15 protein-coding genes are annotated in these 11,752 nt (G+C 69.5%); 10 read left to right on the plus strand and 5 right to left on the minus strand.

The genetic code is table 11. The features are described from left to right. Positions 1-141: 141 nt before the first annotated feature. Positions 142-366, plus strand: a complete 225-nt coding sequence (locus ACIBP6_RS37135; RefSeq protein WP_397058628.1) for a hypothetical protein — start codon at positions 142-144, stop codon at positions 364-366. A 154-nt stretch (positions 367-520) separates the two neighbouring features. Then, entirely contained in the window at positions 521-970 is a 450-nt protein-coding gene (locus ACIBP6_RS37140) for an STAS domain-containing protein (RefSeq protein WP_397058630.1), read from the plus strand. A gap of 84 nt (positions 971-1,054) precedes the next feature. On the opposite strand, the gene ACIBP6_RS37145 is transcribed toward ACIBP6_RS37140, so the two are convergent. Both ACIBP6_RS37145 and ACIBP6_RS37150 read right to left on the minus strand, forming a co-directional pair. After that, entirely contained in the window at positions 1,055-1,624 is a 570-nt protein-coding gene (locus ACIBP6_RS37145) for a nicotinamidase (RefSeq protein ID WP_397058632.1), read from the minus strand. A 15-nt stretch (positions 1,625-1,639) separates the two neighbouring features. After that, a complete protein-coding gene (locus tag ACIBP6_RS37150) occupies positions 1,640-2,923 on the minus strand; it encodes a nicotinate phosphoribosyltransferase (RefSeq protein ID WP_397058634.1) in 1,284 nt (427 codons plus the stop codon). A gap of 46 nt (positions 2,924-2,969) precedes the next feature. Between ACIBP6_RS37150 and clpS the strand changes: the two genes are divergently transcribed. The 5 genes from clpS (at position 2,970) to ACIBP6_RS37175 (ending at position 5,569) form a co-directional block, all read left to right on the plus strand. After that, complete coding sequence (gene clpS / locus ACIBP6_RS37155; RefSeq protein ID WP_111181532.1) at positions 2,970-3,263, plus strand: ATP-dependent Clp protease adapter ClpS; 294 nt, start codon at positions 2,970-2,972, stop codon at positions 3,261-3,263. A gap of 7 nt (positions 3,264-3,270) precedes the next feature. Then, positions 3,271-3,795 (plus strand): DUF2017 domain-containing protein, encoded by a 525-nt coding sequence (locus ACIBP6_RS37160; RefSeq protein WP_397058636.1) that lies wholly within the window; start codon positions 3,271-3,273, stop codon positions 3,793-3,795. A 9-nt stretch (positions 3,796-3,804) separates the two neighbouring features. Beyond that, positions 3,805-4,206 (plus strand): Mov34/MPN/PAD-1 family protein, encoded by a 402-nt coding sequence (locus ACIBP6_RS37165; RefSeq protein WP_111181530.1) that lies wholly within the window; start codon positions 3,805-3,807, stop codon positions 4,204-4,206. Positions 4,207-4,347: 141 nt separating this feature from the next. Beyond that, complete coding sequence (locus ACIBP6_RS37170; RefSeq protein WP_397058638.1) at positions 4,348-4,620, plus strand: MoaD/ThiS family protein; 273 nt, start codon at positions 4,348-4,350, stop codon at positions 4,618-4,620. Between the two features lies 1 nt (position 4,621). Further along, positions 4,622-5,569: a PLP-dependent cysteine synthase family protein gene (locus ACIBP6_RS37175; RefSeq protein WP_132617150.1), complete on the plus strand. Its 948-nt coding sequence runs from the start codon at positions 4,622-4,624 to the stop codon at positions 5,567-5,569. Positions 5,570-5,617: 48 nt separating this feature from the next. Here ACIBP6_RS37175 and ACIBP6_RS37180 read toward each other — a convergent pair whose 3' ends face one another. Continuing rightward, entirely contained in the window at positions 5,618-7,480 is a 1,863-nt protein-coding gene (locus ACIBP6_RS37180) for a DUF3352 domain-containing protein (RefSeq protein ID WP_397058641.1), read from the minus strand. 85 nt (positions 7,481-7,565) lie between these two features. Further along, positions 7,566-7,892 (minus strand): hypothetical protein, encoded by a 327-nt coding sequence (locus ACIBP6_RS37185; RefSeq protein ID WP_397058643.1) that lies wholly within the window; start codon positions 7,890-7,892, stop codon positions 7,566-7,568. 103 nt (positions 7,893-7,995) lie between these two features. On the opposite strand from ACIBP6_RS37185, the gene ACIBP6_RS37190 reads away from it, so the two are divergent. The 3 genes from ACIBP6_RS37190 (at position 7,996) to ACIBP6_RS37200 (ending at position 10,466) form a co-directional block, all read left to right on the plus strand. Further along, complete coding sequence (locus ACIBP6_RS37190) at positions 7,996-8,787, plus strand: thioesterase family protein (protein ID WP_397058645.1); 792 nt, start codon at positions 7,996-7,998, stop codon at positions 8,785-8,787. A 105-nt stretch (positions 8,788-8,892) separates the two neighbouring features. Further along, positions 8,893-9,717: a glutamate racemase gene (gene murI / locus ACIBP6_RS37195; RefSeq protein WP_397058647.1), complete on the plus strand. Its 825-nt coding sequence runs from the start codon at positions 8,893-8,895 to the stop codon at positions 9,715-9,717. After that, the gene (locus tag ACIBP6_RS37200) at positions 9,714-10,466 is read left to right on the plus strand and encodes an MBL fold metallo-hydrolase (RefSeq protein WP_397058649.1); all 753 of its coding nucleotides are present in this window, start codon (positions 9,714-9,716) and stop codon (positions 10,464-10,466) included. Before murI ends, ACIBP6_RS37200 begins: the two co-directional genes overlap by 4 nt. On the opposite strand, the gene ACIBP6_RS37205 is transcribed toward ACIBP6_RS37200, so the two are convergent. After that, positions 10,451-11,710, minus strand: coding sequence for an MFS transporter (locus tag ACIBP6_RS37205; RefSeq protein ID WP_397058650.1), 1,260 nt, complete (start codon positions 11,708-11,710; stop codon positions 10,451-10,453). The two genes, ACIBP6_RS37200 and ACIBP6_RS37205, sit on opposite strands and share 16 nt — an antisense overlap. Between the last annotated feature and the right edge of the window lie 42 nt (positions 11,711-11,752).

The raw sequence follows: 11,752 nt of genomic DNA on the forward strand, positions 1-11,752 counted from the left end.
TCGAATGAGCCACCGACCCGGCAGGAGCGGCATCCCACAGAAAGGCCGCGGCGCACCCACGCGACGAGCGCGCTTCATCCACGGGGGCGCCCGCGGTGCGAGGTCTCTGTCACAGCGCGTCTCCGCACCAGGGGAAACCTCATGGCAACAGTAAGCCTGCAGCTCATACTGGCAACGTCCACGTCGGCCGAAGTCCACAACGTGACCCTCTACCTCCTCGGTGTCCTCATCGCGATGACGGTGGCGGCCGTCCATTGGGCGGTCAAGCTGACCAACGTCGTTCTGAAGATCATCGGCACGATGGTCCTGGGAGTCTTCCTCCTCATCCTGGGCCTCGGCTACCTGACCAAGCTCGGACTCCTCTGACCAGCGCCGCTCGCGCGCGGCGCTTCGCCGCCCGGCGTCGCGCGCAGGCGACTCATGCGCATTTGGTCACGAAGCGGTGGCGGCCCGTTAGAAGCCCGGCGGAAGCGGCAACAACCTTTCAAGGGTGTCTTGGGAGAGCAGAAGGACGTTGCCCATGTCGTCTGAGGCCAACGGCAAAGCGATGCTCACCGTCACCTCTGGCCTCTCCACCAACGCCGTGGTCATCCGGCTCGAAGGCGAGCTCGACGTCAACGCGCTGCCCGTCCTCCGTGAGCACCTGCAGCCCGTCTGGGGGCTGCGCCCGAAGGACTTCCTCGTCCTCGACCTCGCCGAGGTCACGTTCTGCGACTCCATGGGCATGAACGAGCTCGTCGACATCCTGCAGCGGTGCGAGGCGCGGAACACCCGGCTGCTGCTCGGCGGCGTGCAGGGCGTCATGGCGCGGGTGCTGTCGATCACCGGGCTGCGGCACGCGTTCGAGGTGTTCCCGACGTTCGAGGCCGCGATGGGCCTGGCCGTCGCCCAGCCGTCCGCCCAGCCGCCCGCCCAGCCGCCCGCCCAGCCGCCCGCACAGCCCTCGTCACAACCGACCACCGGACCCTAGCCGACTGCGAGCGGACCGCGTCGGCCTCCGCCGCCGTGGGGCCGCCCAACTCCCGAACGGCGCCAGGGGTGGAGCAGGGGGACGTCAGCCGACGGCGGGCGCGCCCTCCAGGACGGCGCCGGCGTCGCGCATCTCCGTGATCGCCGCCTCCGTGGTGGTCTTGGACACCCCGGCGGTCAGGCCGAGCAACACCCGCACCGCCAGCCCGTGCCGGACCGCGTCGAGGGCGGTGGCGCGCACGCAGTGGTCGGTGGCGATGCCCACGATGTCGACCTCGTGCACCCCGCGCTCGGTCAGCCACTCGGCCAGCGGAACGCCGTCGCCGGAGGTGCCCTCGAAGCCGCTGTAGGCCGCCGCGGTCGCTCCCTTGCTGAAGACCTCCTCCACCTCCGCCACGTCGAACGCCGGGTGGAAGTCGGCGCCTGGCGTGCCGGCCACGCAGTGGGCCGGCCAGGTGGAGACGTAGTCGGGGGTGTCGGAGAAGTGGGAGCCGGGGGAGACGTGGTAGTCGCGGGTCGCCACGACGTGGTCGTAGCCGTGGTCGGTCACGTGGCGGGTGATCGCCGCGGCCACCTCGGAGCCCCCGGCCACGGCCAGGCTGCCGCCCTCGCAGAAGTCGTTCTGCACATCGACGATGATCAACGCGGTGCCCATACGTAGCACGATACGTCAGGCGAACTCCGTAGGGATCGCCGCGTACCCTCTGCCGAGGTGGAGGGCCTCCAGGGGGAGCGTGGCGACGGCGGCGGCGTGGCGCTCGCGGGCTGCCGACAGGGGCTCGCGGCCGATGGCGACGCCCTCGCGCACCAGCTCGTGCAGCAAGGGGGCGCCGCCCTCGGGGACGAGCCCGCCGGTGGTGATCAGCTCGGTCTCGGCCTGACCCGCCTCGTCCAGCAGCCGGTACGCCTGCTTGCGGCCTCCGCGCGACGGTTTACCCACCGAGCGCTTGGCCACGGCCTCCAGCTTGCCCGTGGCCGTCTCGCGCGCCACCAGCTTGTACACCAGCGCCGCCGTCGGCACGCCCGACCCGGTCACCAGCGAGGTGCCGACGCCGTAGCCGTCGACGGGGGCGGCGGCCAGCGCGGCGATGGCGTACTCGTCCAGGTCGGAGGTGACCAGGATGCGGGTGTTGAAGGCCCCGAGCGCGTCGAGCTGTTCGCGCACCTCCTGCGCGGCCGCCGCCAGGTCACCCGAGTCGATGCGGACCGCGCCCAGCTTGGGCCCGGCCAGCTCGACGGCCGTGCGCACCGCGTCGGCCACGTCGTACGTGTCCACCAGCAGCGTCGTGTCCGGCCCGAGCGAGGCGATCTGGGCCTCGAACGCCGTCCGCTCCGAGTCGTGCAGCAACGTGAACGCGTGCGCCGCCGTGCCGGCCGTGGGGATGCCGTACATGTGGCCGGCCATCAGGTTGGAGGTCGAGGAGAACCCGGCGATGTACGCGGCCCGCGCCGCCGCCACCGCGGCGTTCTCGTGGGTGCGCCGCGAGCCCATCTCGATGAGCGGCCGTTTGCCGGCGGCGTTCGTCATGCGGGAGGCGGCGGAGGCGATGGCGCAGTCGTGGTTGAGTATCGACAGGACGATGGTCTCCAGCAGCACGGCCTCGGCGAACGTGCCCTCCACGACCATGATCGGGGAGGCCGGGAAGTAGAGGTCGCCCTCGCGGTAGCCGTAGATGTTGCCGGAAAACCGGTAGTCGGCGAGAAACGCCAGAGTGGCCTCGTCGACCACGTGGTGCTCCCGCAAAAAGGTGAGTTCTTCCTCACCAAAACGGAAGCGTTCAAGCTCGTCGAGGACACGTCCCGTGCCGGCGACAACCCCGTACCGCCGTCCACCGGGGAGATGGCGGGCGAACACCTCGAAAACCGCACGCCTGTGGGCGGCGCCGCTCCGCAGGGCCGCCTGCAACATCGTCAGCTCATAGTGATCTGTGAGCAACGCAGTGCTCATGGTCATTCTCACGACTCGAAGACTACGGCCCAGATAGGGCAGACTCGGGGATGTGGGAAGCACCGCTCCAATCGCCGTTGAGCGTCCGTCATCGGACGTGCGACCCGATCTGCCATGGGTGACCATCGTCTGGAACGACCCCGTCAACCTCATGTCCTATGTGACCTACGTCTTCCAAACCGTCTTCGGCTACACCCGTGAGAAGGCCGAGAAACTCATGATGGACGTTCATCGCAAGGGCAAGGCGGTCGTCTCCAGTGGCACACGCGAAGAGATGGAACGCGATGTGCAGATTCTCCACTCCTACGGCCTGTGGGCGACGCTCCAGCCCGACTCGGTCAAGTGAGGCGCGTGTGAGCTCGGGATTCTCGCGGGGCAAGGACGGCGGGGTCGTCGCGGAGTTCGAGGCCGCGGAGGTCTCGCTGATGCGCTCGCTCGTGTCCATGATGCTCGGCATCGTCTCGCCGGGGCAGACCAGCGACGACCCGCTGGAGCGCGCCCTCGGCATCGGCGACAGCGCCGTTCCGTCCGATCCGGTCCTGGCCCGGCTGTTCCCCTCGGCGTACGACGACGAGACGGAGTCGGCCGAGTTCCGCCGCTACACCGAGGCCACCCTGCGCGACGGCAAGCGGGCCGACGCGCAGACCGTCCACGACACCGCGCGGCCGGGGCGGGCCGAGCTCACCGCCGAGCAGGCCCAGGCGTGGCTGCGCTCCCTCAACGACCTGCGCCTGACGCTCGGCACCAAGCTCGACGTGACCGAGGAGATCCACGACGAGATCGCCATGATGTCCGAGGACGACCCCCGATACCCGGCCTACGTCACCTACGACTGGCTGACCTACCTGCAGGACAGCCTGGTCCGGGCGCTCTGGTAATTTCCGGGCATGCTGTCGATCTCGCAGGAACTGGTAGACAAGATCGTCGCCCATGCCCGGGCGGATCACCCCGACGAGGCCTGCGGCGTCATCGCCGGGCGAGGCGGCGTGCCCGAGCGGTTCATCCCCATGGAGAACGCCGAACGCTCGCCCACGTTCTACCGCTTCGACTCGATGGAGCAGTTCCGGGTCTGGCGGGAGATGGACGACCGCGACGAGGAGCCGGTCGTGATCTACCACTCCCACACCGCCACCGAGGCCTACCCCTCGCGCACCGACGTGTCGTACGCGTCCGAGCCTGACGCCCACTACGTCCTGGTCTCCACGCGGGACGAGAACGAGGTGGAGTTCCGCTCGTACCGCATCGTCGACGGAGTGATTACCGAGGAAGAGGTAAGGTTTCTCCCATGATGGTCAGGCCGGTGCAGAGCTTCCTGTTCGCACATACTCCGGCTGTCGTCGTCTACGACTGTCGCTGAGGTGGAATCCCCATCCAGCCGTCGGCGTTGCTGCCGATGGGACGACGACCTGACCTGAGGAGAACTGAGCGCGATGGCCATCGAGGTTCGCATTCCGACCATCCTGCGTAACTACACCGGCGGCGCCAAGGCCGTCAGCGCCGAGGGCGCGACCCTGGAAGAGCTGATCAGCAACCTGGAGTCGAGCCACCCCGGCATCAAGGAACGCCTGGTCGACCAGGGCAGCCTGCGCCGCTTCGTGAACGTCTACCTGAACGACGAGGATGTCCGGTTCCTGGGCGGCCTCGGCACCCCCGTGTCCGACGGCGACACGGTGACGGTGCTCCCCGCCGTCGCCGGTGGGTGACATGCGGTTCGACTCACTGATCGACTCGGTCGGCCGTACGCCCCTCGTCGGGTTGCCGAGGTTGTCGCCCTCCGCCGACGTGCGGTTGTGGGCGAAGCTCGAAGACCGCAACCCGACGGGCTCGATCAAGGACCGCCCGGCTCTCTGGATGATCCAGCAGGCCGAGAAAGACGGCCTGCTCACGCCGGGCTGCACGATCCTGGAGCCCACCAGCGGCAACACCGGCATCTCGCTGGCCATGGCGGCCCGGCTCAAGGGCTACAAGCTGATCTGCGTGATGCCGGAGAACACCTCCGAGGAGCGCCGCCAGCTGCTGCGCATGTGGGGCGCGGAGATCATCTCCTCGCCGGCCGCCGGCGGTTCCAACGAAGCCGTGCGCATCGCCAAGGAGCTGTCCGCGAAGAACCCGTCCTGGGTGATGCTCTACCAGTACGGCAACCCGGCCAACTGGCGCTCCCACTACGAGAGCACCGGCCCCGAGATCCTCGACGACCTGCCCACGGTCACCCACTTCGTGGCCGGGCTCGGCACCACCGGCACGCTCATGGGCGTCGGCCGCTTCCTGCGCGAGCGGGTGCCGGGCGTGCAGATCGTCGCCGCCGAGCCGCGCTACGGCGAGCTGGTGTACGGCCTGCGCAACGTCGACGAGGGCTTCATCCCCGAGCTCTACGACGAGTCGGTGCTGACCACCCGCTTCTCGGTCGGCTCAGCCGACGCGCTGCGCCGCACGCGCGAACTGCTGGCCACCGAGGGCATCTTCGCCGGGGTCTCGACCGGGGCCGCGCTGCACGCGGCGCTGGGCGTGGCCGCGAAGGCCGTCAAGGCGGGCGAGCGCGCCGACGTCGTCTTCGTGGTCGCCGACGGCGGCTGGAAATACCTGTCGACGGGCGCGTACGAAGGCACCCTCGACGAGGCGGAGGAGCGGCTGGAAGGCCAGCTCTGGGCCTAGACACGAAAAAGGGCGGCCGGTCGGATCGACCGGCCGCCCTTTCGCGTTCTAGTTGACCAGCACGCGCAGCGACATCGTCAGCTCGCTGTCGCCCCGGGTGCCGCTCAGGCCGATCGCCCGCAGCGCCTGGGCGTTGGCCTTGTCGTCGCCCTGCATGGACTTGAGGTAGAGGTTCTCGATCTTGTCCAGGTCGACGAAGAGCGCGAAGTTGACCTCTTCGGCGTTGGGGATCGCCGCCTGGAAGGCCTCCGACTCGCCCAGCGTGCCCTCGGTGGCCAGCTGCTTGGCGTACTCGTCGGTGGTCGCCACCGTGAAGACGCCGTCGCCGGTGGCCTTGGCGATCTGCGGAGCGGCGCCGCCGCCCTGCGTCAGCGCCTGCTGCACCTTGTCGATGATGGCCTGCGCCTTGGCCGGGTCGGTGGCGACGCGCACGCCGCCCTTGATCTGGTTCGTCTCCAGGCCCTCGCCGTCCACCGCGAGGGTGAAGTTCTTGCCGACGACGGTGGCGAGGTCACCGGGCAGCTGCAGACCGAGCTGGCTCGGCATCTGCGTGAGCATCTGCTGGGCCTCCGGGCCGGCGGCCGCGCTCTGCTTCTCGATGTCGGCCCAGTTCTTGGTGAGCAGCTCGTCCAGGCCGGAGATCGACAGGGCGCCGGCGGTGCCGGCGGGCAGGGTGGCGAGGTTCGCCGCGGCCAGGTCGCCCTCGGCGTTCAGGCCGGTCGCGCCGCGCAACATGCCGGCCAGCTCGACGTACGCGCTGTCGAAGCGCAGCGCGCCGGTGAACCTGGCGTCCTTGAACTGCTCGGCCGCCTTGGCCTGCTCGGCCGTGACCTCGCTCTTGGTGGCCTCGATCAGACCGCCCATGTCGGCCCAGAACGACAGCACGCCCTGCTCGCCGAGCGCGCCCATGTCATCGCCGAACTCGGCGTTGTCGCTCAGGGTGCCCTCGCCGGCGGCGTACTTGTCGGCCAGCGCCTGGGTCTCGGTCAGCAGCGCGTAGTCGTCGCGGAAGGCGATGCCGTACTCGTCGCCGTCCATGAGCTTGGCGATGCCGGCCCTGGCGGCCTCCTCGTCCGTGACCTGGACGGCGACCGCGTAGTCCGGCTCCTCCTTGCCGGAGGGGACGACGGCGACGCCGATCCGGCTGCCGAGCCACGGGTCGACGTCCTTGGCGAAGTCGACCTTGGTGTCGGCGTTCTCGTTGATGGTGTCGAACAGGGCCTTGCGCGGGTCCTCACCCGAGAAGGTGTCCTTGGTGGCCGTGAACTTGCGGGCCAGCTGGAACAGCGCCGCCTTCTGGTTGGCGGCCGGGTCGAGGTCGATCCGGACGTAGGCCATCGACTCGGCGGGCAGGACGTCGTTCGGCTGCGCGCCGCCGCCGCTCAAGGCGCCCACGGCCCACACCGCGCCGCCGCCGAACAGGACGACCGCGAGGGTCGCGGCGATGGCGATCACCCAGCCCTTGCCGCCCTTCTTGGCCGGCTGCGGGGGGCCGAAGCCCTCCGGGCCCTGCTGCTGCCAGCCCTGCGGTGGTTGCGGCGGTTGTGGCGGCCAGCCGCCCTGCTCCTGCTGCCAGCCCTGCTGCGGCTGCTGGGGCTGCCAATTCTGCTGGCCGTACTGCGGTTGCTGGCCGTACTGGGGCTGTCCCGGCTGGGGCTGCCCGGGTTGGGGCTGCCCGGGTTGCGACTGGCCGTACGCGGGCCGGCCGGGCTGCTGGCCGTAGGACGCCTGCGGATCGTAGGCCCCCTGTCCCTGCGGCTGGCCGTAAGGCTGCTGCTGGTTCGGCTGCTGCGGCGGGTACGGCTGCCCCGGGTACTGCGCAGTGGGGCCGCTCTCGGGCTGGCCCTGATTCCAGTTGTACGCCCTGGTCCTGTCAGGATCCTGGCCATAAGGGGGGTTATTCGCAGACATCACTCAACTCACACTGTGGACTTCTAGCCACAGAGAAGGTAACGGATGTTGCTAGACAGGCGCTTGCAAAGCACTGAAGTCGGATTTAAACCCGGTTCAGCTCTTTTCTCAGCACTTCGAGGTGCACTTCGCCATCGTGGTAGTCCGCCACGCTCGGCCAGGGCACGAACGTGCACCCCGCGTACACCACCCGGGCCAGCGTCCGGGAGAACCAGCTCGCGCGATCCTCGCGGTCGCGGGTGAGGCCGAGCAGGAGCGGGGCGCGCCGGCTGGAGACGACCAGGCCGTAGACCGTGTGGCTCTGCTGGAGCTCGCCCTTGTGCTTGATGACACGGATGTCCACCACGAAACCGACCCACACCCCGTTGGAGTCCCAAACGGATTGACCGATGAGTTCGGTGACACTTGCCATGATCGAACTTTGTCAGCCGAATCACGTTTTCGCAGGCAGGCGCGCTGATGGGGGAATGCTCTAGAGTATCTAGAACATAGTTCCAGAGGTGAGGCAGGAGCGGATGACGAAGTTCGACGAGGCCACGCAGGCGATCAGGGTCGACGAGAACACCTATGACGTGTGTCTTGACCCCGGATACTCGATCGGCGGGCCGCTCAACGGCGGTTACCTGATGGCCGCGGTCCTGCGTGCGGCGGTGGACGCCTCGCCGTTCGAGCATCCCGTCAGCACGACGGTCCAGTTCCTGCGGGCGCCGGTCCCCGGGCCCGCCCAGGTCAGGGTGGAGCCGCTCAAGGCGGGCAGGACGGCGGCGTTCTCGCGGGTGACGCTCGTACAGGACGGTGTGGCGCAGATCGAGGGGCTGATCACCACGGCCACACTGCACGGCGCTGAGCCGATTTATGCCGATAAAGCGACGTATGAGATGCCGCCGATCGAGCAGTGCGTCAAGCTGCCCGACCCCAAGCCGCAGTCGGGCATGACGTTGAACGCGCAGGTGGAGGTGCTCTTCGACCCGCCCACGATCGCCTGGCTGAAGGGCGAGCCCACCGGCCGGCCGGAGTCGCGGGCGTACTTCAGGATGACCGAGCCCCAGGATCCCGACCCGTACGTGCTGGCGCTGGCCGTGGACGCGCTGCCCCCGGTGGTGTTCTCGGCCGGCGGGCGCGGCTGGGCGCCCACCGTGGACCTCACCTGGCACCTGCGCGCGCTGCCCGCCCCCGGCTGGCTCACGGTGCTCGGCGGCGGCCGGCTCGTCGCCGACGGCTGGTTCGACGAGGAGGTCGAGGTGCGCGACTCCACCGGCCGCCTCGTGGCCCAGTCGCGGCAACTCGCCCGGGTCGGAAGAGGCTGAAACACCCGCGGTGTGACGGAGACGACAGTCCGCACGGGACACACCCAGCACACTGTGAGCATTCTTACGCAGTGCTGATCGGGCAGGTCGCCTAACCTCTAGAACGTGCCGGACGCGAGTATTGGGATCTTCGACAGCGGAGTCGGCGGCCTGACGGTCGCCAGGGCGGTCATCGACCAGCTGCCCCACGAGTCGATCACCTACGTGGCCGACACGGCCCACCAGCCGTACGGGCCGAAAAGCATCGCGGAGCTCCGCGCCTACGCCCTGGAGGTGATGGACCACCTCGTCGAGCAGAACGTCAAGATGCTCGTGATCGCGTGCAACAGCGCCAGCGCCGCCGTGCTGCGCGACGCGCGCGAGCGTTACGACGTCCCGGTCGTCGAGGTGATCCACCCTGCCACCAGGCGCGCGGTGCGGGCCACCCGCAACGGGAAGGTCGGCGTGATCGCGACCAAGGCGACCATCGCGTCGCTGGCCTATCACGACGCCTTCACCGCGGCTCCCGATGTGCAGCTCACCGGCGCGGCCGCCCCACGCCTGGTGGAGTACGTCGAACGGGGAGAGACGATGAGCGACGAGCTCATCGAGGTGGTGCGCGATTATCTGGAGCCCATCAGGGCCGCCGGATGCGACACCCTCATCCTCGGCTGCACCCACTACCCGCTGCTCACCGGCGCCATCTCCTATGTCGTCGGTGACGGGGTGACGCTGGTCTCCAGCGCCGAAGAGACGGCCAAGGACGTCTATCGGATCCTGCACGACCGCGATCTGGCGGCGGGAGGCGACGCCACCCCCCGGCACCGCTTCCGCGCCACCGGCGACTCCCTGCTCTTCGCCCGCCTCGGGCGACGTTTCCTGGGCCCGGAGATCGATGCGGTCGAAGTCTCGCCAGTGGGGGGTACCACCGCCAACGGGAGGCCCACATGAAAGTGACCATCGTCGGATGCTCGGGGAGCTACCCGGGCCCCGACAGCCCAGCGTCCTGCTACCTCCTGGAAGCCGACGGCTTCAGATTGGTGCTCGACCTCGGCAGCGGCTCGCTCGGCGCGCTGCAACGCCACACCAGCCTGTACGACGTGGACGCGGTCTGCCTCTCCCACCTGCACGCCGACCACTGCCTCGACATGTGCGCCTACCACGTGGCCCGCACGTACGGACCGCAGGCGCCGTACCCGACGTTGCCCGTCTACGCGCCGGCGGACGCGCCCTCCCGGCTCGGAGCCGCGTACGGCATGCCGGACGAGCCGGAGATGGAGTGCGCGTTCGACTTCGTGTCGCTGTCGCCGGGCTCGTTCGAGGTGGGGCCGTTCACCGTGACGGCCGGGCTGGTCAACCACCCGGTCGAGGCGTACGGCTTCCGCGTGTCCCACGGCGGCAGGAGCGTGGCCTACTCGGGTGACACCGGGGAGTCGGCGGAGCTGGTCAAGCTGGCCGCGGGCGTCGACCTGCTGCTGTGCGAGGCGTCGTTCGTCGAGCGTCCGGGGCTGCCGGCCGACCTGCACCTGACCGGCCGCCAGGCCGCCCAGCACGCCGCCAAGGCCGGCGTCGGCAGGCTCGTGCTGACGCATCTCGTGCCGTGGAACGACCAGAGGACCGTGCTGGAGGAGGCGTCCGGCGGCGGCTACAGCGGCCCGCTGGAGCTGGCCCGCAGCGGCGCCGTCTACGAGCTGACCTGAGCCGGGGGCTTGGCGAAGTCGCGCATCCGCGGCAGCGGGGAGAACAGCAGCGGCACGAACGCCACCAGCCGGCCCACCATGAGCACCCACAGCGCCTGGCGTACCCCGAACTGCTGGGCGATGAGGCCGCCCAGCAGTGCGCCCAGCGGCATCGCCCCCCACGTCAGGAACCTGACCGAGGCGTTGACCCGGCCCAGCAGGTGGTCGGGGGTGACGGTCTGCCGGTAGGTGATCTGGCCGACGTTGGACAGGGTCGCGCTCCACGAGATCACCATCGAGGCGAGCGCGAAGAACCCCGCCCGCCAGCCGGTCTCGGTCAACGGCATGAGCAGGCCGAACGGCGCCGAGACGGTCACGGCCAGCCAGGCCGTCCTGGCGATGCCGTACCTCTCGGCCAGCCGGCCGCCGGTCAGGCCGCCGAGCAGGCCGCCGATCCCGCCCGACATGAGCAGCGCGCCGATCAGGCTCGGCGCGAGCCCGACGTCCTCGGCCAGGAACAACACCGACAGGCCGAGCACGCCGCTGACGCACAGGTTGCCGATCGCCGACGAGGCCGCGAACGAGCGCATCAGCGGGTCCTGCCGCACGTACGTCAGGCCCTCGCGGATGCCGCGCAGCAGCGGGCCGTGTTCGGTGCCGGCGGGCGGCTCGTCCGGGACCCTGATCGAGCGCAGGAAGAACACCGAGGCGAGCGCGCCGAGCGCGGTGGCGGTCAGCGTGCGGGACGCGCCGAGCAGCTGCACGAGCGCGCCCCCCACGCCCGGCCCGGCCAGGAACGCTCCCGAGCGCACGACCTCCAGCTTCGCGTTGCCGTCGCCGAGCTGCCGGCCGCTCACCAGATGCGGCAGGTACGTCTGGTCGGCCACGTCGTTGAAGACCTGCGCCACCCCGGTCAGCAACGCCACGGTGAGCATCAACTCGATCGACAGCATGTCCAGCTCGGCGGCCACCGGGATGCTGGCCAGCAGCGCGAACCTCGACAGGTCGGACACCATCATCACGCGACGTCTGCGCAGCCGGTCCACCCACACCCCCGCGGGCAGACCGATCAGCAGGAAAGCGGTCGTCTGCAGCGCCGATAACAGCCCTACCTCGGTGGGGCCGGCGTTGAGCGCCAGCACCGCCACGAGCGGGAGTGCCACGCGCGAGATATTCGCACCGAGTTCGTTCGCCACATGTGAACCGAGAAACCGGAAGAAGTCAGGGTTTCGCAACACCCCCGTTGTCATTGCGTAAGGATCCATGTGTCGGACACATTTGGTCAAGAGCGTCGTGGCGCGGAGATA

It is taken from the genome of Nonomuraea terrae, from assembly GCF_044465245.1.
GTDB classification, from domain to species: Bacteria; Actinomycetota; Actinomycetes; order Streptosporangiales; family Streptosporangiaceae; genus Nonomuraea; species Nonomuraea terrae.

What these genes read in the sequence shown, in the direction of transcription:
- ACIBP6_RS37135 (WP_397058628.1), top strand. Translation starts at nt 142, where the DNA reads ATGGCAACAGTAAGCCTGCAGCTCATACTGGCAACGTCCACGTCGGCC.
- ACIBP6_RS37140 (WP_397058630.1), top strand. Translation starts at nt 521, where the DNA reads ATGTCGTCTGAGGCCAACGGCAAAGCGATGCTCACCGTCACCTCTGGC.
- ACIBP6_RS37145 (WP_397058632.1), bottom strand. Translation starts at nt 1,624, where the DNA reads ATGGGCACCGCGTTGATCATCGTCGATGTGCAGAACGACTTCTGCGAG.
- ACIBP6_RS37150 (WP_397058634.1), bottom strand. Translation starts at nt 2,923, where the DNA reads ATGACCATGAGCACTGCGTTGCTCACAGATCACTATGAGCTGACGATG.
- ACIBP6_RS37165 (WP_111181530.1), top strand. Translation starts at nt 3,805, where the DNA reads ATGCTGTCGATCTCGCAGGAACTGGTAGACAAGATCGTCGCCCATGCC.
- ACIBP6_RS37170 (WP_397058638.1), top strand. Translation starts at nt 4,348, where the DNA reads ATGGCCATCGAGGTTCGCATTCCGACCATCCTGCGTAACTACACCGGC.
- ACIBP6_RS37175 (WP_132617150.1), top strand. Translation starts at nt 4,622, where the DNA reads ATGCGGTTCGACTCACTGATCGACTCGGTCGGCCGTACGCCCCTCGTC.
- ACIBP6_RS37180 (WP_397058641.1), bottom strand. Translation starts at nt 7,480, where the DNA reads ATGTCTGCGAATAACCCCCCTTATGGCCAGGATCCTGACAGGACCAGG.
- ACIBP6_RS37185 (WP_397058643.1), bottom strand. Translation starts at nt 7,892, where the DNA reads ATGGCAAGTGTCACCGAACTCATCGGTCAATCCGTTTGGGACTCCAAC.
- ACIBP6_RS37190 (WP_397058645.1), top strand. Translation starts at nt 7,996, where the DNA reads ATGACGAAGTTCGACGAGGCCACGCAGGCGATCAGGGTCGACGAGAAC.
- ACIBP6_RS37200 (WP_397058649.1), top strand. Translation starts at nt 9,714, where the DNA reads ATGAAAGTGACCATCGTCGGATGCTCGGGGAGCTACCCGGGCCCCGAC.
- ACIBP6_RS37205 (WP_397058650.1), bottom strand. Translation starts at nt 11,710, where the DNA reads ATGGATCCTTACGCAATGACAACGGGGGTGTTGCGAAACCCTGACTTC.